The 25,533-nt window shown below is 59.0% G+C and carries 17 protein-coding genes and 1 pseudogene; 6 read left to right on the plus strand and 12 right to left on the minus strand.

Annotated features, from left to right (window positions below):
• The first annotated feature begins 21 nt into the window (after positions 1-21).
• From infB to Q7C20_RS03355, 6 genes are all read left to right on the plus strand, one after another.
• Positions 22-2,547, plus strand: a complete 2,526-nt coding sequence (infB, locus tag Q7C20_RS03330; protein ID WP_375065365.1) for a translation initiation factor IF-2 — start codon at positions 22-24, stop codon at positions 2,545-2,547.
• A gap of 159 nt (positions 2,548-2,706) precedes the next feature.
• Entirely contained in the window at positions 2,707-3,102 is a 396-nt protein-coding gene (rbfA, locus tag Q7C20_RS03335) for a 30S ribosome-binding factor RbfA (protein ID WP_375065367.1), read from the plus strand.
• 3 nt (positions 3,103-3,105) lie between these two features.
• Positions 3,106-4,023, plus strand: coding sequence for a tRNA pseudouridine(55) synthase TruB (gene truB / locus Q7C20_RS03340; protein WP_003235022.1), 918 nt, complete (start codon positions 3,106-3,108; stop codon positions 4,021-4,023).
• 260 nt (positions 4,024-4,283) lie between these two features.
• On the plus strand, positions 4,284-4,553 hold the full coding sequence (gene rpsO, locus Q7C20_RS03345; protein ID WP_049711494.1) for a 30S ribosomal protein S15: 270 nt from the start codon (positions 4,284-4,286) through the stop codon (positions 4,551-4,553).
• A gap of 194 nt (positions 4,554-4,747) precedes the next feature.
• Entirely contained in the window at positions 4,748-6,853 is a 2,106-nt protein-coding gene (gene pnp, locus Q7C20_RS03350; RefSeq protein WP_375065371.1) for a polyribonucleotide nucleotidyltransferase, read from the plus strand.
• A gap of 298 nt (positions 6,854-7,151) precedes the next feature.
• Positions 7,152-7,775, plus strand: coding sequence for a BON domain-containing protein (locus Q7C20_RS03355; protein ID WP_348057748.1), 624 nt, complete (start codon positions 7,152-7,154; stop codon positions 7,773-7,775).
• Positions 7,776-8,063: 288 nt separating this feature from the next.
• Here Q7C20_RS03355 and Q7C20_RS03360 read toward each other — a convergent pair whose 3' ends face one another.
• The 12 genes and pseudogenes from Q7C20_RS03360 to Q7C20_RS03415 all read right to left on the minus strand — a co-directional run bounded on the left by Q7C20_RS03360 (position 8,064) and on the right by Q7C20_RS03415 (position 25,482).
• A complete protein-coding gene (locus Q7C20_RS03360; protein WP_375065374.1) occupies positions 8,064-10,997 on the minus strand; it encodes a DUF748 domain-containing protein in 2,934 nt (977 codons plus the stop codon).
• A gap of 87 nt (positions 10,998-11,084) precedes the next feature.
• Positions 11,085-12,101, minus strand: a complete 1,017-nt coding sequence (locus tag Q7C20_RS03365; RefSeq protein WP_375065376.1) for a class I SAM-dependent rRNA methyltransferase — start codon at positions 12,099-12,101, stop codon at positions 11,085-11,087.
• Positions 12,102-12,193: 92 nt separating this feature from the next.
• Positions 12,194-12,331 (minus strand): annotated as a pseudogene (locus Q7C20_RS03370) (oxygenase MpaB family protein); the annotation flags it as partial.
• Positions 12,325-14,262 carry an acetate--CoA ligase gene (gene acs, locus Q7C20_RS03375; RefSeq protein WP_375065378.1) on the minus strand — a complete coding sequence of 646 codons (1,938 nt, stop codon included), beginning with the start codon at positions 14,260-14,262 and terminating at the stop codon, positions 12,325-12,327. The gene acs and the pseudogene Q7C20_RS03370, both read right to left, overlap by 7 nt.
• Before the next feature lie 105 nt (positions 14,263-14,367).
• Complete coding sequence (gene pgi, locus Q7C20_RS03380; protein ID WP_348057740.1) at positions 14,368-16,032, minus strand: glucose-6-phosphate isomerase; 1,665 nt, start codon at positions 16,030-16,032, stop codon at positions 14,368-14,370.
• A gap of 241 nt (positions 16,033-16,273) precedes the next feature.
• Positions 16,274-17,125, minus strand: coding sequence for a pantoate--beta-alanine ligase (gene panC / locus Q7C20_RS03385; protein WP_375065381.1), 852 nt, complete (start codon positions 17,123-17,125; stop codon positions 16,274-16,276).
• Complete coding sequence (panB, locus tag Q7C20_RS03390; RefSeq protein ID WP_375065383.1) at positions 17,122-17,922, minus strand: 3-methyl-2-oxobutanoate hydroxymethyltransferase; 801 nt, start codon at positions 17,920-17,922, stop codon at positions 17,122-17,124. Before panB ends, panC begins: the two co-directional genes overlap by 4 nt.
• A gap of 368 nt (positions 17,923-18,290) precedes the next feature.
• Entirely contained in the window at positions 18,291-18,776 is a 486-nt protein-coding gene (gene folK, locus Q7C20_RS03395; RefSeq protein ID WP_375065385.1) for a 2-amino-4-hydroxy-6-hydroxymethyldihydropteridine diphosphokinase, read from the minus strand.
• 2 nt (positions 18,777-18,778) lie between these two features.
• Positions 18,779-20,182 (minus strand): polynucleotide adenylyltransferase PcnB, encoded by a 1,404-nt coding sequence (locus Q7C20_RS03400; RefSeq protein WP_348057732.1) that lies wholly within the window; start codon positions 20,180-20,182, stop codon positions 18,779-18,781.
• A gap of 732 nt (positions 20,183-20,914) precedes the next feature.
• Positions 20,915-22,345, minus strand: coding sequence for a sigma-54 dependent transcriptional regulator (locus Q7C20_RS03405; protein WP_348057730.1), 1,431 nt, complete (start codon positions 22,343-22,345; stop codon positions 20,915-20,917).
• A gap of 22 nt (positions 22,346-22,367) precedes the next feature.
• Positions 22,368-25,322, minus strand: coding sequence for an ATP-binding protein (locus Q7C20_RS03410; protein ID WP_375065387.1), 2,955 nt, complete (start codon positions 25,320-25,322; stop codon positions 22,368-22,370).
• Positions 25,306-25,482: a hypothetical protein gene (locus Q7C20_RS03415; protein WP_003176118.1), complete on the minus strand. Its 177-nt coding sequence runs from the start codon at positions 25,480-25,482 to the stop codon at positions 25,306-25,308. Before Q7C20_RS03415 ends, Q7C20_RS03410 begins: the two co-directional genes overlap by 17 nt.
• Between the last annotated feature and the right edge of the window lie 51 nt (positions 25,483-25,533).

Consider the following 25,533-nt stretch of genomic DNA (forward strand, 5'->3'; position numbering starts at 1 on the left):
GCGGCCTGAGGAGAGAAGTGCATGACGCAAGTCACGGTGAAACAACTGGCCGATGAGGTCAAAACACCGGTAGAGCGCCTGTTGCAGCAGATGCGTGAGGCAGGTCTGCCGCACACCGGCGCCGATGAAGGTGTTAGCGACAGTGAGAAGCAGTCTTTGCTGACTCACTTGAAGAGCAGCCACAAGGCGAAAGTGGAAGAACCGCGCAAGATTACATTGCAGCGCAAAACTACCAGCACCCTGCGTGTTGCCGGTAGCAAGAGCATCAGCGTTGAAGTACGCAAGAAGAAAGTCTTCGTACAGCGCAGCCCGGAAGAAATTGAAGCCGAGCGCAAACGCGATCTGGAAGAACGTCGCGCAGTAGACAATGCTGCTCGTCAGAAGGCTGAAGAAGAAACCAAGCGTCGCGCCGAAGAAGACGCGCGCAGCCAGCCTGCTGCAACGCAAACTGCTGCTACTGAAGCAGTCGCCGCGCCTGTTGAAGCTGTGCGTGAGGCCGCTCCGGTTGCCGCTGCACCTGCTCCTGCAGCTGACGCCCGCAAGCGCGAAGAGCCTCGTCGTCCGGACAAGCCACGTGCTGACGATAACAATCGTCGCGGTGGTGGTGGCGGTAGCGGCGATGGCGAGCGTAAAAACGCTCCGCATCGTGCTTCGGTTAAAGAGAAAGCGCCTGCTCCACGCGTTGCCCCACGTACTACCGACGAAGAAAGCGATAGCTTCCGTCGTGGTGGTCGCGGCAAGGCCAAGCTGAAAAAACGCAACGCCCACGGTTTCCAGAGCCCAACCGGCCCTGTCGTGCGTGATGTGCAGATCGGCGAGACCATCTCTGTAGGCGACCTCGCCAATCAGATGTCGGTCAAGGCAGCTGAAATCATCAAGTTCATGTTCAAACTGGGTACTCCAGCGACCATCAACCAGGTGCTTGATCAGGAAACTGCTCAGCTGGTAGCCGAAGAACTGGGCCACAAAGTGACCCTGGTCAGCGACACCGCCCTGGAAGATTCCCTGGCCGAGTCCCTGAAGTTTGAAGGTGAGACGTTCTCCCGCGCGCCAGTTGTGACCGTAATGGGCCACGTTGACCACGGTAAAACGTCCCTGCTCGACTACATCCGTCGTGCCAAGGTAGCTGCTGGCGAAGCCGGCGGTATTACTCAGCACATCGGTGCGTACCACGTTGAAACCGAACGCGGCATGGTCACTTTCCTCGACACCCCTGGTCACGCCGCGTTTACCGCAATGCGTGCCCGTGGTGCCAAGGCGACTGACATCGTGATCCTGGTAGTTGCAGCGGACGACGGCGTGATGCCGCAGACCATTGAAGCTGTCCAGCACGCCAAGGCTGCGGGTGTTCCACTGGTTGTTGCAGTGAACAAGATCGACAAGCCGGGCGCCGATCTCGATCGCATCCGTAGCGAATTGTCGGTTCACGGCGTGACCTCCGAAGAGTGGGGCGGTGATACGCCATTCGTCTCGGTGTCGGCGAAAGTCGGTACTGGTGTAGACGAACTGCTCGAAGCGGTCCTGCTGCAGGCTGAAGTACTCGAACTGAAAGCAACTCCATCGGCCCCTGGTCGCGGTGTTGTGGTTGAATCGCGTCTCGACAAGGGTCGTGGCCCGGTTGCAACCGTTCTGGTTCAAGACGGTACCCTGCGCCAAGGCGACATGGTGTTGGTCGGTTCGAACTATGGCCGTGTACGTGCCATGCTCGACGAGAACGGCAAGCCAATCAAAGAAGCCGGTCCTTCCATCCCTGTCGAGATCCTCGGCCTGGACGGTACCCCGGACGCTGGCGACGAGATGAGCGTGCTGTCCGACGAGAAGAAAGCCCGTGAAGTGGCTCTGTTCCGTCAAGGCAAGTTCCGCGAAGTCAAATTGGCTCGCGCTCACGCCGGCAAGCTGGAAAACATCTTCGAGAACATGGGCCAGGCAGAGAAGAAGACGCTTAACATCGTCCTCAAATCTGACGTCCGTGGTTCCCTCGAAGCGTTGAACGGCGCCTTGAACGGCCTGGGTAACGACGAAGTGCAAGTGCGTGTTGTGGGTGGCGGCGTAGGTGGTATCACCGAGTCCGACGCTAACCTGGCACTGGCTTCCAACGCTGTACTGTTCGGCTTCAACGTGCGTGCCGATGCTGGCGCACGGAAGATCGTCGAGCAGGAAGGCCTGGACATGCGTTACTACAACGTCATCTACGACATCATCGAAGACGTCAAGAAAGCCCTCACCGGCATGCTTGGCAGCGATGTCCGGGAGAACATCCTGGGTGTGGCCGAGGTGCGTGACGTGTTCCGCTCGCCGAAATTCGGCGCGATCGCCGGTTGCATGGTTATCGAAGGTGTTGTGCACCGTAACCGTCCAATCCGTGTACTGCGTGAAGACATCGTTATCTTCGAAGGCGAGCTGGAATCCCTGCGCCGCTTCAAGGATGACGCTTCCGAAGTACGTGCCGGCATGGAATGCGGTATTGGCGTCAAGAGCTACAACGACGTCAAGCCTGGCGACAAGATCGAAGTTTACGAGAAGGTTCAGGTTGCTCGCAGCCTCTAACTCGCGCACTTCAGGAGCCACGCAGTGTGTGGGCATGCAAATGCCCCGCGCAGCGTGCGGACTCTAAACGCAACGCCCGGTCTGGCTTTTGTCAGGCCGGGCGTTTGCCGCTTTCAGACCCCACGGGTTTCACCGTGTGGCAGTAACAGGTAACAAGACATGGCAAAAGAATACAGCCGTACCCAGCGTATCGGCGATCAGATGCAGCGCGAGCTGGCTCAACTGATCCGCCGCGAAGTCAAAGATCCTCGTGTTGGCCTAGTCACCATTACCGCCGTTGAAGTGAGCCGTGACGTGGGTCACGCCAAAATCTTCATCACCGTGATGGGTCAGGACAACAGCGAAGAAATCGCGCAAAGCATCAAGGTGCTCAACTCGGCTTCAGGCTTCCTGCGCATGCAGTTGGCCCGCGAAATGAAGCTGCGCAGTGTTCCCCAGTTGCACTTCCACTACGACGAAAGCGTTGTACGCGGTGCGCACCTGTCGGCACTGATCGAGCGCGCCGTGGCTGAAGACAATCAGCACCCGTCCACACCTGAAGACGCCAAGGAGTAAGCGGTGGCTCAGGTCAAACGTATCCGTCGCAATGTCAGTGGCATCATTCTGCTCGACAAGCCCATTGGCTTTACCTCCAATGCCGCTTTGCAGAAGGTCCGCTGGCTGCTCAATGCCGAGAAGGCAGGGCACACCGGCAGCCTCGATCCCCTGGCCACCGGCGTGTTGCCGTTGTGCTTCGGTGAGGCCACCAAGTTCTCGCAATACCTGCTCGATTCCGACAAGGGTTACGAAACCCTGATGCAACTGGGCAAGACCACTACCACGGCCGACGCCGAAGGTGATGTTTTGCAGGTTCGCGACGTGACCGTTGGTCGTGCTGATATTGAAGCTGCTTTACCCGGTTTTCGTGGGCAAATCAGTCAGATACCGCCGATGTACTCCGCTCTCAAGCGCGATGGGCAACCTCTTTACAAGCTGGCACGTGCGGGTGAAGTAGTGGAGCGCGAACCGCGTTCTGTTACTATTGCGCGCTTGGAATTGCTTGCCTGTGAAGGCGACACTGCACGCTTGGCCGTGGACTGCAGCAAAGGCACCTATATCCGTACCCTGGTGGAAGATATTGGTGAACAGCTCGGTTGCGGTGCGTACGTTGCAGAACTGCGGCGCACACAGGCCGGCCCTTTCAGCCTGGCTCAGACGGTCACGCTGGAAGAGTTGGAAGCCGTACACGCCGAAGGCGGCAATGAAGCAGTTGATCGATTCCTGATGCCTTCGGACAGCGGTTTGCTCGATTGGCCATTGCTGCACTTTTCGGAGCACAGCGCGTTCTACTGGCTTAACGGCCAGCCGGTACGCGCCCCGGATGCCCCGAAGTTCGGCATGGTGCGGGTACAGGATCATAACGGTCGCTTTATCGGTATCGGTGAAGTGAGCGAAGACGGGCGTATTGCGCCGCGTCGACTGATTCGGTCTGAATGACCGGAACCAGTTTGTGGTAAAAGCGTAGCGAGCGAAGGTAAGACAAGGAAAAAACAGGCGAGGAAGCGGAGTTAGCTGCTGTTAATGAGCATTCCGAGCCTGTTTTTGACGCAGGATTACCGAGCGCAGTAGCTTTTACGCAAATTGGAACGAGTGTGGCTGTTAACAGGCATGGTCAACACTCATTTTTAGATACAGGGATTTGTCCCTGGCCTGTTGAAACTGCCCTTTGGGTGGTTTCCTGAAAAAAGGATTGCCTCATGGCTCTCGACGTTCAAGAAAAAGCACAAATCGTAACTGACTATCAGCAAGCTGTTGGTGACACTGGTTCGCCAGAAGTGCAAGTTGCACTGCTGACCCACAACATCAACAAGCTGCAAGGTCACTTCAAGGCCAACGGTAAAGATCACCACTCCCGTCGTGGTCTGATCCGCATGGTAAACCAGCGCCGTAAGCTGCTGGACTACCTGAAAGGCAAGGATCTGGGTCGTTATCAGACTCTGATCGGTCGCCTGGGTCTGCGTCGCTAATAAGCGATTGCGCTAGAGGTTGGTTGTTTGCCGTGTGTCAGTGGGATTCCCGCTGGCCCATGGCAGGCTCCCAGCCTCAAGTTTTATCTGGATACACGTTTTACCCAGGACAAGCGGCGGGCCGATTCCCGACATTGCCCAAGAATTTCGCAAGAAGACAAGTTCCCCAAGAGCCACAAAGAAGGTAGGACACCGTGAACCCGGTTATCAAAAAATTCCAGTTCGGTCAGTCGACCGTTACCCTCGAGACAGGCCGTATCGCCCGTCAAGCCTCCGGCGCAGTGCTGGTCACCGTTGACGACGACGTTACCGTATTGGTGACCGTGGTTGGCGCCAAGACCGCTGACCCAAGCAAAGGCTTCTTCCCTCTTTCCGTTCACTACCAGGAAAAGACTTACGCTGCCGGTAAGATCCCTGGCGGTTTCTTCAAGCGCGAAGGCCGTCCTTCCGAGAAAGAAACCCTGACTTCCCGACTGATCGACCGTCCGATCCGTCCGCTGTTCCCAGAAGGCTTCATGAACGAAGTGCAGGTTGTCTGCACCGTCGTTTCCACCAGCAAGAAAACCGATCCGGACATCGCTGCGATGATCGGTACTTCGGCTGCCCTGGCTATCTCCGGCATTCCTTTCGATGGCCCGATCGGCGCCGCCCGCGTTGCCTTCCACGAAAGCACCGGCTACCTGCTGAACCCGACTTACGAGCAACAGAAAGCGTCGAGCCTGGACATGGTCGTTGCCGGTACCTCGGAAGCTGTATTGATGGTTGAATCGGAAGCCAAAGAGCTGACCGAAGACCAGATGCTGGGCGCTGTACTGTTTGCTCACGACGAGTTCCAGGTTGTGATCAACGCTGTTAAAGAACTGGCTGCCGAAGCTGCCAAGCCAACCTGGACCTGGGCTCCTCAGCCAGAAGCCACCGCTTTGCTGGGCGCTATCCGTGGCGAGTTCGGCGATGCGATCTCCCAGGCTTACGCCATCACCGTCAAGGCCGACCGTTACGCTCGCCTGGGCGAGTTGAAGGATCAGGTTGTTGCCAAGCTGTCCGGTGAAGAAGGCCAGCCTTCTTCCAGCGAAGTCAAAGCGGCATTCGGCGAGATCGAATACCGCACCGTTCGCGAAAACATCGTTAACGGCAAGCCACGTATCGACGGCCGCGACACCCGCACCGTACGCCCGCTGAACATCGAAGTCGGCGTTCTGCCGAAGACTCACGGTTCGGCGCTGTTCACCCGTGGTGAAACTCAGGCTCTGGTAGTCGCGACCCTAGGTACTGCCCGTGACGCACAGCTGCTGGACACCCTGGAAGGCGAGAAAAAAGACCCGTTCATGCTGCACTACAACTTCCCTCCGTTCTCGGTAGGTGAGTGTGGTCGCATGGGTGGCGCTGGTCGTCGCGAAATCGGTCACGGCCGTCTGGCCCGTCGTTCGATTGCCGCCATGCTGCCTGCTGCCGACGTATTCCCGTACACCATCCGTGTTGTGTCGGAAATCACCGAGTCCAACGGTTCCAGCTCCATGGCTTCCGTTTGCGGTGCTTCCCTGGCCCTCATGGACGCTGGTGTGCCGATGAAGGCACCGGTTGCCGGTATCGCCATGGGCCTGGTTAAAGAAGGCGAGAAGTTCGCCATCCTGACCGACATCCTGGGCGACGAAGACCACCTGGGCGACATGGACTTCAAAGTAGCCGGTACCGCCAAAGGTGTTACCGCGCTGCAGATGGACATCAAGATCAAGGGCATCACCGAAGAAATCATGGAGATCGCTCTGGGCCAAGCCCTCGAAGCGCGTCTGAACATCCTCGGTCAGATGAACCAGATCATTGGTCAGTCCCGTACCGAACTGTCGGAAAATGCTCCGACCATGATCGCGATGAAAATCGACACCGACAAAATCCGTGATGTTATCGGTAAAGGCGGCGCGACTATCCGTGCGATCTGCGAAGAGACCAAAGCTTCGATCGACATCGAAGACGACGGCTCGATCAAGATCTTCGGGGAAACCAAGGAAGCGGCTGAAGCAGCACGTCAGCGCGTTCTGGGCATCACCGCTGAAGCCGAGATCGGCAAGATCTACGTGGGTAAGGTTGAGCGCATCGTCGACTTCGGCGCATTCGTCAACATCCTGCCTGGCAAAGACGGTCTGGTTCACATCTCCATGCTGAGCGACGCTCGCGTTGAGAAAGTGACTGACATTCTGAAAGAAGGCCAGGAAGTGGAAGTGCTGGTACTGGACGTGGACAACCGCGGCCGTATCAAGCTGTCCATCAAGGACGTAGCAGCAGCCAAGGCTTCGGGCGTTTAATTACCCGCAAGTTCTACGCTGATAGAGAGAGGGCCCTTCGGGGTCCTTTTTTTATGCGCGCCGGAAAGTGAAGCGAAATCAGGCGTTTAGCCATCTACAAAACCTGCAAGTTGCATGCAGGCACGACAGCCTTCATGCAAGTTGCACGATTCCGAAAATCGGCGATATTTATAAGTGTTTGTTTTATAAGTATAAAATATGAATCGATGACTTGGCACAGCACCTGCAATATCCCTGTTAACGCTGCAGCATCAAGGTAAACACGCTGCAGACTTTTAATAAAACAGGAGTTACTCGCATGAAGAAGTTCGCTCTCGCTACTGCAACTGCTACCGCTCTGACCCTGGCTATGGCTAACGCTGCCTTCGCCCAACCTTCCCAGGCACCTATGACTCTGGCAGCCGGCGAAGTGACTCAGGCCAAGGAAGCTACTTCGGACACTTGGATCACCACAAAAGTAAAAGCTGACCTGCTGACAGAAAAAGGTATTCCTGGTTCGGACATCAAGGTCGAAACCAACAACGGTGTGGTTACCTTGTCCTCTGACGTAAAAATCTCTGCCGCGCAAAAAGAAACCGCTGTGGCGATCACCAAGCGAATCAAAGGCGTGAAAGCTGTTTCTGCTGACAGCCTGCTCGCAGGCGGCGCATACAAAGCTGATAACGTCGACAAAACCAAGGGCGCAGCTGCTGACGCCAAAGGCGCAACCTCCGATACCTGGATCACCACTAAAGTGAAAGCTGATCTGGTTACCGAGAAAGGCATTCCTGGTACCGACATCAAAGTAGAAACCAACAAAGGCGTGGTTTCGCTGTCGTCGACTGTCGCTGTGACTGAGGCGCAGAAAGCCACTGCTGTAGCGATCACCAAGAAAATCAAAGGCGTTAAAGCTGTATCGGCTGACGGCCTGAAAGCAGAGTAATGCTTGAACATTCGTTTGAACAAAATGGCGGCGGCTTAGGGTGAGTTAGTTTTCCACCCAAGCACCTCAGGAGTTCATGCGACCGGCCACACGGATGTGGTCATTACAGGCCCCGGCACTTGTGCCGGGGCCTGTTCTATTGTGGGCCGGATACATTTGAATGGGAGATGGAGATCCCATGTGGGAGCTGGCTTGCCTGCGATGCAGGCACCTCGGTCTACCAGTCTCACTGCGGTGATGCTATCGCAGGCAAGCCAGCTCCCACACAAGTCAGCTCACGCTCAGACGTCACTCCGCATCCAGATGCATCGGTGTCACCACTCGACCATCCTTCTGCGCCTGTCCCAGGTTGGCATCAATGAAGTACACCCGCTCATCCGCCAACTGGCCCTTGTCTACCATGTAGTCCTTGATGGTACTGGCACGGTCCTGGCCCAACTGGCGTAGCAGCACGTCACTGGCGCTCCAGAACTTGATCACGCCATCACGCAGCTTCGCGGCGCGTTCGTCGTCGCTCAGGTTTTTCCACTCAGCCGGTGGCTGTTGTTTCAGTCGGGTGCGGTAGATGCCTTCCAGCAATGGCGCCTTTTCCTTCTCGGGTACTACGAGCAACGACGCCTGGGCGGGGACTTTTTCGCCACGGCGCTGAAGTATCTTGTAGTAGTTGTATTGGTATTCACGCTCAAGGCGATCCTTGGCGATGAACGGCCCATCGCTGCTGGCAGCCGCAGTGCCTTCGATTTCCAGGCGCAGGGTAGGGCGCTCTTTCAGCGCCTTCGCCAGGGTGTCCAGGGCGCCTTGGGCTTCTTTGCTCAACTCGCTGGAGCCAGCGGCGAAGGACACATTGCCGAGGTCTTCCGAACCACCCCCGGTAATCAGCCCGCCAATGAACTTGAACGGCGCAGTGGCCGCGCGCGCCACGAGGTTGCGCAGGGTCTGCCACACAATCGGCATCACGCTGAATTGTGGGTTATTCAGGTCACCGGTCACCGGTAGCTCAATGGTAATTTTGCCATCAGAATCCTTGAGCAGGGCGATCGCCAAGCGAATGGGCAAGTCCACCGCATCGGCACTGTCGACTTTCTCACCGAGTTGCAGCTGTTCAAGCACCACTTTGTTTTCAGCCTTCAGCTGGCCTTTGATGATCACGTAATGCAGGTCGAGGTTCAGACGTCCCTTGCGGATACGGAAGCCGGCGAACTTGCCTGAATACGGCGTCAGGTTTGTGAGTTCGACGCGCTTGAAGCTGGTGGCGATATCCAGCGCAGCCATCGGGTCGAACGGGTTCACGCTGCCCTTGATGGTCACCGGCGCGTAACGATCCACCTTGCCATTGATGTCGACGGTGGCCGGTTTGGCTTGGCGACTGTCAATGGTGCCGATCTGCCCGTTGAGTTGCTGAATCGCCGTCGCGAAGTTCGGCGTCAGGCTGAAGTCGGCAAAGTTGGCCGAGCCGTCGTTGATTGCAATCTGACCGACGTGAATGCCCAGTGGCTTGTCTTTGCTCGGCGCGGGTTTGGCGGCCGATTTGGCGCCACTGTCGGCAGGTTGCGGAATCAGCAAGTCATCGACGTTGGTGGTGCGGTCGTCGTTGATCATGAAGCGCACATACGGTTGCAGCAGGTTGACCTTGTCGATCGACAGGCTATCGCCGTGCTGATAGTTCACGCCTTCCAGCACCAGGCGCTGCCACTTGAGGAAGTCGCGGGTCTTGAGTGTGTCCAGGGTATGCAACTGGTCGATCTGCGCGCGGCCGGTGACTTGAAACGCCAACGGCTCGGTGCTTTTGAGGTTCACATCCAGGTTGCTGCCCAACATGCCGCTGCGCAGTTCCAGACGAATAAACGGGCTGATGTAGGATTGTGCAACCCGCAGGTCGATGTCTTGGGTGTTCACTTTCAGTTTGGCGCTGATCGGGTTGAGATTGACCTCTCCGGTTGCCTGGATTTTGCCTTGTTTACCCAGGCCGCTATCGACTTTCAGGGTAAAGGGCCTGCCGTTGAGGCTGTCGAAGTTCTGCACGTCGACATTCAGCGGGCCGACTTCCAGCTCCACGGCGGGGTTGGCCTGACGGTCGGCCAGGTGAACCTGATAGTTACGCAGTTGCACATCCTTGAGCAACACTTGCCAGGGTTTGCTCGGCGCAGCGGGCGCGGGTTTGGGGGAGTCCGCGGTAGCCGGCGCAGTTGCGGGCTCCGGCGCCTTGGCGGATTTGTTCGGTTGGCTGGCAAACAGTTTCTGCCAATCCAGCTGGCCGTCGGCTTCGCGCGCAGCCCAGGTTTCCAGCTTGTTGCTGCGAATCTTGCCGATTACGACCTGCTGCTTGGCGAGGTCCACCGTGGTGTCGCTGACGTCCAGACGCTCCAAGCGCACCAGCGGCCGGCCATCCGGCGCCTTGATGGCAAACGGCGCAATGCTGGCGGCGGTATTGGTCAGGTTCAACTCGGTTTCTTTGGCCAGGCTGAATTTATAGTCGGTGCTGAAATTCAGTACACCGTCTTCCAGCACCAGCGGCAGGGCGTCGCGCACATATGGCCACCAGGCTTTCATCTTGCCGTCGGTGACTTTCAGCGTGCCCTCGGAGGTGATCGGCACCAGGCTGAAATTGCCTTTCCAGTCGATCTGCCCGCCCGCAGGGCCAGCAGCCACCAGGGTCATGTTGGCATTGTCTTCGGGCAAGGTGCTGAGGTTTTTCAGCTCGAAGTCGAGTTTGTCGTAGAGAAATTCAATCGGTTCGCTGGGGCGCAGGTCCTGGAAGTGCACGTAACCGCCGGCGAGCTTGATGCTGTCGATGCGCAGCGGGAACGGTTTGGCATTCGGATCGGCCGGGGTCGGCTCACTTGGTGGCAGCTTGAACAGCTGCGCAAGGTTCAGTTGGCCGGACTTGTTGAACAACACTTCGGTCTTGGGTTGATCCAGTTGCACATCGGCCAAGTGCAGGGCGCGGGTCCAGAGGCTGTCGAGTTGCAGGTTGGCATAGAGGCGCTCAAAGCCCACTTGTTCCTTGCCCGGTTCGCCGATCTTCAGGCCCCACAGCGTCACTTCCAGGCTGAACGGGTTGAGCTCGATACGCTCGATGCGCGAGGGCACGGTGGCGTAATTGGCCAACTGTTGGTTGGCAATGCGAAGCGCAATGCCGGGCAAAATCAGAAAGCCCAGCAAGCTGTACAGCGCAAGAGCAGTCAACAATGCGCCGATGGCGCGAATCAAACCTTTGGGCATGGGTGACGCCATCTATGTCGAACGAGAGTGCCTTGGAGTATGGCACGGGTTTTCGGTTCCGAAGAACCCGGCCTTTCGAGACAAGTCTTACAACTGCAGGATCAGGGTCTTCAACGGTGGCTGTTGATCCTGGGACGGGAAGTCGGCACCCGGCGTCATGATTTGCCAGTCGCGAACCGGGCGACCGGCTTTTTCGGCGCAACGCAGTACCTGTTCGCGCCAGTCATCCATGCTGACTTTTGCCAGGTTGTTGCAGCAGATCAGCACGCCGTTGTCGCCGGTGGCGAGCAATGCGGGCTTGAGCAGACTTTGATAGTCGCGCAACAGGTCGACGGTGCCGAAGGCGCTCTTGGCCCAGGCCGGTGGATCGAGCAATACCAAGTCATATTGGCGCTGCTCAAGACGCGGATAGCTCGGCAGCTTCTGGCCACGACGCTGGGTGATCGGCAGGCCCGCCAGTTGGCGAATCGCAGGGAAGTAATCGGACTGCACGAATTCCATGCCCGGCAAGTGCGGGTTCAGCAGGCCGTTTTCGCGACCGACCGCTAGGTTGCCCTCGGCAAAATCCAGGTTGCACACCTCGCGTGCGCCCCCCGCGGCGGCGCTCAAGCCTACGCCACAGGTATAGGCGAACAGGTTCAGCACGCTTTTGCCGGCGCTGTGCTCCTTGACCCACCCGCGCGTGTTGCGCAGGTCCAGAAACAGCAGCGGGTCTTGCCCGGCATGCCGCCCGCGCACCCGGTAATTGAGGCCCCATTCATGGCCAACCAAGTCTTCCAGCGCTGCAGGTTCGGCGCGGTATACCGTGTCTTCACGGTCGATTCGTGAGTTGCCACGGGCACGGTCGTTGTAGACCAGCAGCAATTCCAGGCCCATGAACTGGTTGATCAATTGGTGCAAGTCCAGCAGGTCCGCCGTTTCCAGGGACTGATGGAAACTCTGCACCAGCAGTTGCGGGCCGTAGCGGTCGATCGTCAGGCCGCCGATGCCTTCCTGGCTGCCGTGGAACAGCCGGTAGCAGTCGGTGCCCTGGGCGTGCAGCTCGTTGATCAGGTCTTGGCGATGATCGAGGGCGGCGCGCAGCGCCTGATTCAAGAGAGACATGGAGCGCGCCTTGCTTTGCTGGGTAAAGGTGGGCGCGGAGTTTAACAGCTATGGGCGCAAGCCTACATCAACCCTATCCCGCGCATGGCCGACCACACGCCGGCCAGGGCCAGCGGGTGCAAGGCTTTTAGCATCAAGGCAAGGATGCTGCAGATGAGCATGCTGCTGAAGTCACCATGGACTTGCCAACAAACCGAGTCCGGCCCGAACAGGCCTGGTCGCCCTATCGGTTCAGGCGTTTGTCGATCAAACCGTCTACTACGCTGGGGTCGGCCAGCGTCGAGGTGTCGCCGAGGCTGTCCAGTTCATTGCAGGCGATCTTGCGCAAGATTCTGCGCATGATTTTGCCCGAGCGGGTTTTCGGCAGCGCAGGCGCCCATTGGATCAGCTCCGGCTTGGCAAAGCTGCCGATTTCCTTGCTGACCAGTTCCAGCAGGTGTTTTTTCAGTTCATCGCTGGGTTCGACGCCGTTCATGGGGGTGACGAACGCATAAATGCCCTGGCCTTTGACGTCATGGGGGTAACCGACCACGGCGGCTTCGGCGATCTGATCATGCAGCACCAGGGCGCTTTCCACTTCGGCAGTGCCGATGCGATGGCCGGACACGTTGATCACGTCATCGATGCGCCCGGTGATCCAGTAGTCGCCGTCTTCATCGCGACGGGCGCCGTCACCGGTGAAGTAGTAACCGGGGTAGGGTTTGAAATAGGTGTCGATCATGCGCTGCGGGTCGCCATACACGCTGCGAATCTGCCCCGGCCAACTGGCCTTGATCACCAGCACGCCACTGCTGGCGCCCTGCAGGATGTTGCCTTGCTCATCCAGCAACAGTGGCTGCACGCCAAACATGGGCTGAGTTGCGCAGCCGGGTTTGATGCGCGTCGCGCTGACCAGCGGGCTGAGCATGATGCCGCCGGTTTCGGTCTGCCACCACGTGTCCACTATCGGGCAGCGTTGCTCGCCAACGGCATTGAAATACCAGTCCCAGGCTTCCGGGTTGATCGGTTCGCCGACGCTGCCCAACAAGCGCAGGCTGGCGCGAGAGGTGTTCTCCAGCGGGCCGTGACCTTCGCGCATCAGGGCGCGCAGCGCGGTGGGCGCGGTGTAGAAGATATTCACCTGATGTTTATCGATCACCTGCCAAAAGCGCGAGCTGTCGGGGTAGCTCGGTACGCCTTCGAACATCAGCGAGGTGGCGCCGTTGGCCAGCGGGCCGTACACGATATAGCTGTGGCCGGTGACCCAGCCGACGTCGGCAGTGCACCAGAACACTTCGCCGTCGCGGTAGTCGAGCACGTACTTGAAGGTCATCGCCGCTTGCAGCAGGTAGCCGCCGGTGGTGTGCAGCACGCCTTTGGGTTTGCCGGTGCTGCCGGAGGTGTAGAGGATAAACAGCGGGTCTTCAGCGTCCATCGGCTCGGGCGGGCAATCGTCGCTGGCGGCGTCCAGGGCCTGTTGATACTTGAGGTCGCGGCCCTCGTTCCAGTTCACAGCCGCACCCGTGCGTTCCACCACCAGCACTGTGCTGACGTTCGGGCAACTGGCCAGCGCCTTGTCGACATTCTGTTTCAAGGCCACTGGCTTGCCGCCGCGCACGCCTTCATCGGCGGTTATTACGGTGCGGCAGTCAGCATCGAGGATGCGGTCGCGCAGGGCGTCCGGTGAGAAACCGCCAAAAACCACCGAATGCACCGCGCCAATCCTCGTACAAGCGAGCATGGCGTAGGCCGCTTCCGGGATCATCGGCATGTAGATACACACCCGGTCGCCTTTTTTAACACCACGGCTTTTCAGCACATTGGCCAGGCGGCTGACGTTTTGATGAAGTTGGCGGTAGGAAATTTTGGAAGAATTTGCAGGATCATCGCCTTCCCAAATGAAGGCAGGCTGGTTGGCGCGCTTCGCCAGATGACGGTCGATGCAGTTGTAGCTGACATTCAGCTGGCCACCAGCGAACCATTGGGCGGCGCCTGTGGTGATGTCCGAGTGCTGAACGGTGTGCCAGGGTTTGGTCCAGTCCAGAAAACCTTTGGCCTGTTCGGCCCAGAAGGTGTCGGGTTGTTCGATGGATTGGCGGTAGAGGCGCTGATAGTCCTCTTGGCTGAGTTGCGCAGCCCGGCGCACGGCGTCGGCGGTGGGGAATGTGCTGATATCGAACATGAGCGGTCCCTATTCTTGTTTTGGCGACAAGTCATAAAGATGCACTCAGTGAGCTGAGGGTTCAAGGCCAACGTCCAAACGGACGTTGGCCCTGGTGTACCGGCTTTAACCGCGATGGCGACCGCGGAAGTAGTTGATCAGGCCCTGAGTCGAGGCATCGTCAGCCAGGGTTTCTTCAGCGCCGGTCAGGCGGTTGTAGACGCCTTTGCCCAGTTCCTTGCCCAGCTCCACGCCCCATTGGTCGAACGCGTTGATGCCCCAGACCACGCTCTGCACGAACACTTTGTGTTCATACATGGCAACCAGTGCGCCCAAGCGACGCGGGCTGATGCGTTCAACCACGATGGTGTTGCTCGGACGGTTGCCCGGGATCACCTTGTGCGGCGCCAGCTTTTGCACGTCGGCTTCCGCAATGCCCTTCTCGCGCAGCTCGGCTTCGGCTTCGCTGCGGGTCTTGCCGAGCATCAACGCCTGGCTTTGAGACAGGCAGTTGGCGTACAGCCACTGGTGGTGGTCGGAAACCGGGTTGAAGCTGACAATCGGCACGATGAAGTCGGCCGGGATCAGTTGGGTGCCTTGATGCAGCAACTGGTGATAAGCGTGCTGACCGTTGCAGCCCACGCCGCCCCAGATCACAGGCCCGGTGTCGGTGGACACGGGCGTGCCGTCCTGGCGCACGCTCTTGCCGTTGGATTCCATGTCCAGTTGTTGCAAGTGCTTGGTGATGTTTCGCAGGTAGTGGTCGTACGGCAGGATCGCATGGCTCTGCGCGCCCCAGAAGTTGCCATACCACACGCCCAGCAGGCCAAGCAGCACCGGCATATTCTGTTCGAACGGGGCATTCTGGAAGTGCTGGTCCATGGTGTAGGCACCGGACAGCAGTTCCTTGAAGTTGGACATGCCGATCGCAAGAGCGATTGGCAAACCGATGGCGGACCACAGCGAGTAACGACCGCCCACCCAGTCCCACATCGGGAAGATGTTTTCTTCGCGGATACCGAAGGCCACAGCCGCCGCATTGTTGCTGGATACGGCGATGAAGTGACGGTACAGCTCGGCTTCCGAACCCCCCTGGGCCAAGTACCACGCGCGGGCGGCCTGGGCGTTTTTCAGGGTTTCGAGGGTGTTGAAGGATTTCGACGAGACGATAAACAGCGTGGTCTCGGCGCGCAGCTTCATGGTCAGCTCGTGGAACTCGCTGCCGTCGATGTTCGCCAGGTAGTGGCAGCGCACGCCTTTATGGGCGTAGGACAACAGCGCTTCAGAAACCAGCTCCGGGCCGAGGAACGAGCCACCGATGCCGATGTTAACCACGTCAGTGATCGGCTTTTCGGTGTAACCGCGCCACAGGCCATCGTGGATGCGCCCGACCAGGTCAGTGATCTGGTTCAGCACCTTGTGCACGTCCGGCATGATGTTCACGCCGTTGACCGACAGCTTGTCACCCACCGGGCGACGCAGGGCGGTGTGCAGGGCAGGGCGACCTTCGGAGGAGTTGACGGGCTCGCCGGCGTACAGCGAGTTGATCGCGTCTTTAAGGCCGACTTCATTGGCCAGGCCCACGAGCAGGTCGCGGGTTTCGCTGGTAATCAGGTTTTTTGAGTAATCGAGGAAAAGCCCGCAGCTGCTCAAGGTGAATTGGGAAAAGCGCTGGGGATCGGCATTGAATGCTTCGCGCATGCTGAAATCCTGCATGGCTTGGCGGTGTTGATTAAGCGCTTGCCAGGCGGGCAGAGCGGTAACGTCATGAGGAGTGCGGTAGTACGCCATCGCTGCGGGTTTCCTTTTTATTACGGGGACTGCCTTTAGGACACTTCAAAGTCTGGAACGTCCTGTCTTTCATCAAGAGCTGGGTGCCAGACAGCGCTAACCATAGCGCAGGGCAATTACATTAAACCTAGCGTGTCGATATGTCTTGGCTTTGTCTGCGCTGTAGCCGGTACTTTTTTATACCGGCATGGCGGGCAGGGCAACAGGCGCGCAGTTTTAAAGCAGTAAAAGGCGGGAATGGTCAGGCGAGGTTCAGGTGCAAGTTATCGATCAGACGAGTCGCGCCCAGGTAGGCGGCAACCAGGATGACCACATCGCGATCATCCGGCGTGGCCGGGCGCAAGTGCACGCCCTGGCGCACTTCCAGGTAATCCATGCGCAAGCCAGCGGCTTCTATCTGCTGAATCTGCTCGGCACGCAATCTGGCGAAATCACGGTCACCGGCCTTTATCGCTGCGCCAATCTGGCTGAGGCTGCGGTACAGCACCGGGGCAACGGCGCGCTGTTCTTCGCTGAGGTAACCGTTGCGCGACGACAGCGCGAGGCCGTCTTCGGCGCGCACGGTCGGCTCGCCGATGATCTGTATCGGCATGTTCAGGTCGTGCACCATGGCGCGAATCACCGCCAATTGCTGGTAGTCCTTCTGGCCAAACACGGCCATGTCCGGCTGGACCATGTTGAACAGCTTGCTCACCACCGTGGCCACGCCTTCGAAGTGCCCGGGGCGGCTGGCGCCACACAGGCCTTCAGACACCTGCGCAACGCTGACGCGGGTCTGGCCGGTGGTGCCGCCGGGGTACATTTCTTCAACGGTGGGCGCGAACAACAGGTTGCAGCCGGCTTGCAGCAGCTTTTCCTGATCGGCCGCAAGGGTGCGCGGATACTTGTCCAGGTCTTCGCCGGCGCCGAATTGCAGCGGGTTGACGAAGATGCTCGCTACCACGAAGTCCGATTGCTGAGCGGCCTTGGTCACCAGCGTGGCGTGGCCGCTGTGCAGGTTGCCCATGGTGGGCACAAAGCCGATGCGTTTGCCGGCGCTGCGGGCGTGGGCCACGGCAGCCCGCAGTTCTCGTACGGTTTTTACGCTGTTCATGCAGAAAATCCGTGTTCGGCGCCTGGGAAGGTAACGGCTTTGACTTCGGTGACGTAAGCGCTCAACGCCGCCTGGAGGCTGTCCTGGCCGGCCATAAAGTTCTTCACGAACTTTGGCGCACGGCCGGTCAGCGAGAGGCCGAGCATGTCGTGGAGCACCAGCACTTGGCCGTCGGTGTCGGAGCCTGCGCCGATACCGATCACCGGCACTTTGACTGCCTGGGTGATCTCGGCCGCCAGTTCGCTCGGCACGCATTCGAGCAAAATCATGGCGGCGCCGGCTTGTTCCAGGGCGATGGCATCGGCACGCATCTGGCGCGCCTGCGCTTCGTTTCGGCCTTGAACCTTGTAGCCACCGAGGATATTCACCGACTGCGGGGTCAGGCCCATGTGCACGCACACTGGCACGCCGCGTTCAGCCAGCAGGCGGATCGACTCGGCAAGCCATACAGCGCCTTCGACCTTGATCATGTGTGCACCGGCTTGCATCAGCTTGCCGGCGTTCAGGAAGGTCTGTTCGAGGGTGGCGTAACCCATGAAAGGCAAGTCGGCAATGATGAAGGCGCCGTTGTTACCGCGCTTGACGCTCGCAGTATGGTAGGCGAGCTCGTCGGTGGTAACGGGCAGGGTGCTGTCATTCCCTTGAAGAACCATGCCCAGGGAGTCGCCTACCAGCAACACTTCGACGCCCGCCTGGCAACTGGCGTGGGCGAAGGTGGCGTCATAGCAGGTGAGCATGGTGATTTTTTCACCTTTGAGCTTGAGGCTCTGCAAGGTGGTCAGGGTAATGTCTGGCATGAAAAGGGTCCTCGTTCAGGCGCTTGGAAACAGCGAGTAACGCGCGTGAGTCTTCGTTTATACAGGCGCACCGTCTTGAGAGCAGTGCTTATAAGGCCTGGATTGCGCCCTTTAGCGCCGTGTTGGCGGCAGCGGGACGCCTATAGTCGTGATGAGGACGGGGGAAGTCAATTGGATGTGTTACCGCATTGTTACGACAGCGGTGTTACCCCTGTTACTGATGCGATTCAGCCGCTTGAACGTTATTTTTCTGACTTGTGAGATCAAATGTGGGAGCGGGCTTGCTCGCGAATGCGGTGGGCCAGTCGACATATGCGTTAACTGACACACCGCATTCGCGAGCAAGCCCGCTCCCACAGGAGATTTTTTCAGTCAGCAGAGAGGCGTTCCAAGCCGACAAACGGGCAGACCGCCAGTAAGTCACTGAGCCGTTGACCGTCCGGTAGCTGCAACGCGGCAGGCGCCAGTTCTGCAAGTGGATAAAGCACAAAAGCCCGCAGGTGCATCTGATAGTGCGGCACCTTGAGGCGCGGCTCGTCGATCAGGCGATCACCAAACAGCAGGATGTCCAGGTCCAGTGTGCGCGGGCCCCAACGCTCAAGGCGTTCGCGGCCCTGATCGTTCTCGATGGCTTGCAGGGCGTCGAGTAGTTCCAGTGGCGCCAGGCGGCTGTCCACGGCCGCGACTGCGTTGGTGTAACGCGGCTGGCCGGGGAGCAGGGAATCACTTTGATAGAACGCGGACACGCCGGCGAGGGTGGTGCCGGGCAATTGCGCCAGCGCGTCGACAGCGCTGCGCAATTGCCTGTCCGGGGCAGCCAGGTTGCTGCCCATGCCGATGTAGATACGCTCCACGTTTATTCGCCCGCGGCGCCCGAGGCATCGGCGCTGCGCTTGCGCTTGCTGCCGGAGCTGCGACGACGTTTTTTCGGGCCTTCACTGGCGCCATCACCTTTGCCGCCGAGGTCACGGATCATGTCGCGGCGCTGGCTGTCATTGGCATCCTGGTAATCCGTCCACCATTCGCCCAGGCCGTCGGTCTGCTCGCCGGCGCTTTCGCGCAGCAGCAGGAAGTCGTAACCGGCGCGAAAGCGCGGGTTGTCCAGCAGCAGGTCGGCCCGTTTACCGCTGCGGCGCGGCAGGCGCTCCTGCATGTCCCAGATCTCGCGGATCGGCATGGTGAAGCGCTTCGGAATCGCGATACGCTGGCACTGCTCGGCGATCAGCTCGTGCGCAGCTTCCTGCATGGCCGGGATCGGCGGCATGCCACGGTCTTGCAGGCGCAGTACGCGTTTTGGCAGGGCTGGCCACAACAGGGCAGCAAACAGGAAGGCCGGGGTCACCGGTTTGTTCTGTTTGATGCGCAGGTCGGTGTTGATCAACGCTTCGCTGATCAGGGTGTGGGTGTACGTCGGGTTGTGTTCCAACGCCTCGGCGCTGGCCGGGAACAGCGGGTCGAACAACTGCAGGTCGACAAGCATTTCGAAGGTGTCGGCGGCGTAGCCCGAGAGGAACAGCTTGAGCACTTCTTCGAACAGGCGTGCCGACGGGATTTCCCGCAGCATCGGCGCCAGCTCGCGAATGGGCGCGGCGCTGTGTTTCTCGATGCCGAAGTTCAGCTTGGCGGCAAACCGCACGGCGCGCAGCATGCGCACCGGGTCTTCCTGGTAGCGCTGGGTCGGGTCGCCGATCAGGCGGATCAGGTTGTTGCGGATGTCGTGTACGCCGTTGGCGTAATCGAGGATGCGCTCGCTGACCGGGTCGTAATACAGGGCGTTGATGGTGAAGTCGCGGCGTTGCGCGTCTTCTTCCAGAGTGCCGTACACGTTGTCACGCAGGATACGGCCGCTTTCGTTGCGGGAAGACTGATTGGTGTCTTCCTCTTCATCGTTTTGCGGGTGGCCGGCGCGGAAGGTGGCGACCTCAATGATTTCGCGACCAAAGTGGATGTGCACCAGCTTGAAGCGGCGGCCGATGATCCGCGCATTGCGGAATTCGGCACGCACTTGTTCAGGCGTAGCACTGGTGGCGACGTCGAAATCTTTCGGCGTGATATTGAGCAGCATGTCACGTACGCAACCGCCCACCAGATAAGCCTGGTAGCCGGCGTTCTGCAAACGTTCGACGATGTTCACCGCGTAGCGGCTGAATTGAGCGCGCTGCAATGAATGCTGACTGCTGTTAAGCACTTCAGGCGTGCTGCGAATGTGTTGCGTACGACGCAAGGGGGAACGGAATGACTGGAACAACTTCTTCAGCATGGGATGCACTGTTTGAAGGAATGTTCGGCCATAACGAAGAATGACCGCATGATGGGCCGGGATTCTAGCATTTAGTCAGGGGATGGTGTAGGAACAAGCTGCAAGCGTTGCGCCAAAAGCTTTTATTGCCCAATTCCCGAAGCTACAGGAATTCCGGAAGCTGCAAGAGTTTCGGAAACTACAAGGGGAGCCGAAGCTCCCCCAGAAGTAGTTGCGTGCTCTATTTTTATTATGGGTTGCGGGCTTCTTATTTTTGTTGATCGCCCTCGCCATGAAGTTTCACCTTCACGACACTCCCAATCGGGAGCCAAGAGCAAACGGATTGCTTTGGTCGCTGTGTTGCTGATCTACGATCCAACCAGTTCAGGCTCTGCCTTAGGGCAGTTTTTGTTGTTCTCGGCCTGGTTGCGGGGCAAGCCCCAAATGCAACGCCTCTCCAAAAGAATCAGTTAGCTGCGCCTCCGCCGTGTTGTTTTTGTTATGCGTGAGTCGATTCGTCTTATTTTTATTGTCTGGTACATAGCTTGTTATTGTTTTTGTACTAAGCATATAGCAGGGTGCGTGCCAACTTTTGTGTCGCCCAGCAAAACCGGGGGTTTGACTCGAATTCGACTTTGCGCAAGGCAAAAAAAAGCCGGGGCTTCGTTACCGTAAGCCCCGGCTTTTGTTACGCGAAAATCACGCGGTAACAGTTTTTTCACATCTGAGGGTGTTACCTGTGGGGGCGCACCCTCACGTTTCGCTGGCAACCCCGGTCTTGCGCCGTGGAATGCCCAGGCGCTGGCGCCGTTCCCACAGGCATTTACGGCTCACGCCGAGTTTTCGAGCCAGTTCGGTCTCGGTCATGTGGTCCTGATGCTCCAGAACGAAATGCTGGAAGTAATCTTCCAGTGACAAATCTTCCGTCGGCTCATGGCTGGTAGTGCTACCGCCGCCCTGTTGCGGGGCCAGGCCGATGAAATCGTCGTCGTCCAGATCGCTCAGCTCAATGTCGATGCCCAACAGCTCAGCGGAAATTTCCGGGCTCTCCGACAGGATTACCGCACGTTCCACGGCGTTTTCCAGTTCCCGCACGTTACCCGGCCACGAGTAATGACGAATCGCTTGCTCGGCGTCCGGGGCAAATTTCAGGTCAGTGCGGTTGATGCGTGCACTCTGGCGCAGCAGGAACGCGCTGGCGATTTCATTGACGTCAGCGCCACGCTCACGCAGCGCTGGCAGCTTCAGCGCGATTACGTGCAAGCGGTAATACAAGTCTTCACGGAACTGTCCGATCTTGGCCAGGCTCTTCAAGTCCCGGTGGGTGGCCGCGATCAGGCGAACATCGACCTTCTGCGACTGTACCGAGCCCACCCGGCGAATTTCGCCTTCCTGGAGCACGCGCAGCAATCGCGCTTGGGCTTCGAGGGGCAACTCGCCGATTTCGTCGAGGAACAAGGTGCCGCCATCTGCGGCTTCCACCAAGCCCGCACGCCCGGCGCTGGCGCCAGTGAATGCGCCTTTCTCGTGACCGAACAGCTCGGACTCGATCAAGGATTCAGGAATTGCCGCGCAGTTCACCGAAATCATCGGCGCCTTGGCACGCTTGGACAGGTTGTGCAGGGCACGCGCCACCAGTTCTTTACCGGTACCCGACTCGCCCTGGATCAATACATTGGAGTCAGTCGGCGCGACTTTGCGGATCTTGCTGTACAGATCCTGCATCGGAGGGCAGGAACCGATAATGCCGATCTCGCCATTGCTGTTGTCGACGCCCGGCTTGTCGGCGGCCTTGCCGGCAGGACGCTGTTCGGCGGGCGCAGTTCCGGCCGACTGACGGTCACGCAGGATGCGGGCCACGGCCTGGAGCATCTCGTCGTGGTCGAAAGGCTTGGCGATGTAGTCCACCGCGCCCATCTTCATCGAGTCGACCGCCGAGCGCAGGCTGGCGTAGCTGGTCATGATCAGCACCGGGGTGCCCTGGCCAAGCTTGATCAGCTCGGTGCCGGGTGCGCCAGGCAGGCGCAGGTCACTGACAATCAGGTCGAACGTGGGGATGCTGAATCGCTCTTGGGCTTCCTGCACCGAGCCGGCTTCACTGACTTGGTACTGATTCCGTTCAAGCAGGCGACGCAAGGCAGAGCGGATAATGGTTTCGTCTTCGACGATCAAAATGTGCGGCATTGATTCAACTCTCTCGACGGTCTCAGTTCACAGCGGACGTCGCTTCGACATGACGCGGCAAGGTCACCCGAATACGGGTGCCGCGTTGGCTTTCGGTGTCAGCCGGGCTGTCGATGGTGATTTGTCCATAATGCTCTTCAACGATGGAATAGACCAGTGCAAGGCCCAGACCGGTACCTTCACCAGGGTCCTTGGTGGTGAAGAAGGGTTCGAACAATCGGTCCATGATGTTCTGTGGAATGCCGCTGCCTTCGTCCTCGACGATCAGGTCGACCGTGTGCTCGAAAGCCTCGGTCTTGACCCGTACTGCGCCGCCGGCTGGCGTTGCATCGCGGGAGTTGGACAGCAGGTTGATCAGCACTTGGGCCAGGCGTTGCGAGTCGCCGTCCACCCAGTGGTCCGGGTCGCACAGATTAAAGAACTGTACTTCGAAATTACGCCGGTTCAACGCCAGTAGCCCGATGGCATCCTGCGCTACCTCGGCCAGGCAAACTGCCTCGTCCTGATTCTGATGGGCGCCCGCGTGGGCAAAGCTCATCAGCGACTGCACAATGCGCGACACGCGCTTGGTCTGTTCAAGGATCTGCCCGCTGATCTCGGTAATTTCGCCGTCTTCTTCACGCTCTTCCCGCAGGTTTTGCGCGAGGCACGCGATACCGGTGATCGGATTGCCGATTTCATGGGCCACACCCGCGGCCAGGCGGCCAATGCTCGCCAGGCGCTCGGAATGCACCAGCTTGTCTTCGAGCATCTGGGTTTCGGTCAGGTCTTCCACCAGCAACACCAGGCCACTGTTACCGGGCGCGAGTGGCTCGTCGATCGCAGCTTTGTGCAGGTTGAGCCAGCGGGTCTGGCCGTCGAGCGCCAGGTGTTGTTTGTGTAAGTGTTCGTCGGGCAAGTTGATAAAGCCTTGCAACAATTCTTTCCACGGGTCGCCCAGGGTGTTCAGGCGCGAACCCACCACCCGTTGCGCGGCGATGCCGGTGAGTTCTTCCATGGCCTTGTTCCACATCAGGATCTCTTGATCCTTGGCCAGGGAACACACGCCCATCGGCAGTTCCTGCAACGTCTGGCGGTGGTAACGACGCAGGGCATCGAGTTCGGCGGCGAGGCCGGTGAGGCGTGAGTGGTAATCCTCCAGCCGGCTCTCGATGAAGTGGATGTCTTCGGTCACGTAGTTTTCGCCGCCGGCCTTGTAAGGCAGGAAGGTCTCGACCATGTCCTGGGACACGCTCGGCCCCATCAACCCCGACAGGTTGGCTTCGATACGGTCACGCAGACGGCGCAGCGCATAAGGGCGGCGCTCATCAAACGGCAGGTAGAGGTCGCGCAGGGCTTGTTCGACTTCCTTCTGCGCCGCCTTTGCGCCGAGGGGTTTGGCCAATTGCGTGGCGAATTCCTGAGGCGAGGCGGCATGCAGCTCGCGGCGTTGCGGACGGCGTACGTTGTCCACCGCGCAGGCTTCGGCGGCGCTGGTTTCTTCGGGGCTGGCGTTGGTGAACAGCGAGATCAGGGTGAACATCAGCACGTTGGCGGCCAGGGAGGCGATCGCCGCCATGTGCCAGCTGGTGTCGTCCAGCACGTAGATCATGTTCAGCAGTGGGATGTAAAAGCCCTGCAGGTTGCCGACCAGTGGCAACAGCATGGTGACGACCCACACCAGAATCCCCGCCAAGAGCCCGGCGATAAAGCCGCGACGGTTGGCGGTTGGCCAGTACAGCACCGACAACACGCCCGGCAGGAACTGCAGGGTGGCGACAAACGCGACGATGCCGAGGTTGGCCAAGTCTTGCCCAGCGCCCAGCAACAGATAGAAACCGTAACCGGCCATGATGATCGCGACAATCAGCCCGCGGCGCGTCCATTTCAGCCAGCGGTAGATATTGCCCTCTGCCGGCGGCTGGTAAAGCGGCAGTACCAGATGGTTGAGCGCCATGCCCGAGAGGGCCAGGGTAGTGACAATGATCAAGCCGCTGGCCGCCGATAAGCCGCCGACGTAGGCGAGCAGCGCCAGAGCCGGACTGTTGGCGGCAATGCCGATACCGAGCGTGAAGTATTCAGGGTTGGTGGTGGCGCCAAGCTTCAGGCCTGCCCAAAGGATCAGCGGCACCGCCAGGCTCATCAGCAACAGGAACAGGGGCAAACCCCAGCTGGCGCTGACCAGCGAGCGTGGGTTGAGGTTTTCGGTGAAAGTCATGTGATACATGTGCGGCATCACAATCGCCGAGGCGAAGAACACCAGCAGCAAGGTGCGCCACGGGCCTTCCTGTAGCGGCGTGTGCAACGCAGCGAGGGCGGTCTGGTTTTGCAGCAACCACAGCTCAAGTTGTTGTGGGCCGTCGAACACGCCGTAGAGCGCGTAGAGGCCGACGCCGCCGATGGCGATCAGCTTGATCACTGATTCAAAGGCAATCGCAAACACCAAGCCTTCGTGCTTTTCGCGGGTGGCGATGTGGCGCGAGCCGAAGAAGATCGTGAACAGGCTGATCAGCGCGCAGAAAGCCAGGGCAACGCGGTGTTGTACCGGCTCGCGGGTGAGGATGCTGATGGAGTCTGCCACCGCCTGAATCTGCAACGCCAGCAACGGCAACACGCCGATCAGCATAAAGATGGTGGTCAGCGCGCCGGCCCACGTGCTGCGAAAGCGAAAGGCAAACAAGTCCGCCAGGGACGACAGCTGATAGGTGCGGGTGATTTTCAGGATCGGGTACAGCAGCACCGGCGCCAGCAAAAACGCGCCGGACACACCGAGGTAACTGGACAGAAAACCATAACCGTACTGGTAGGCCAAACCTACCGTGCCGTAGAACGCCCAGGCGCTGGCGTAAACGCCCAGGGACAAGGTGTAGGTCAACGGATGGCGAATGATCGCCCGCGGAATCATTCCGCGCTCACTGATCCAGGCCACCCCGAACAACGCGGCCAGGTAGGCGGCGCTGATCAGCAGCATCTGGGTGAGACTAAAGCTCATCGGCATCTTTTTGGCTCTGCAGGATGAAGGTCACCACGATCAATATCAGCCACAGCAGATAAGGGCGGTACCAGGCGCCCGTGGCGTCGATCCACCAATCCATGATGGCGGGGGAAAACAGGTAGATCCCGACGACCAGCAGCAGGACCAATCGATAGATGTACATGTTGGCCTCTGATTAAAAAACTGCGGCGATGGTAACGGATGGCTGGGAAGC

Source organism: Pseudomonas sp. AMR01 (assembly GCF_041946035.1).
Classification (GTDB): Bacteria; Pseudomonadota; Gammaproteobacteria; order Pseudomonadales; family Pseudomonadaceae; genus Aquipseudomonas; species Aquipseudomonas antarctica_B.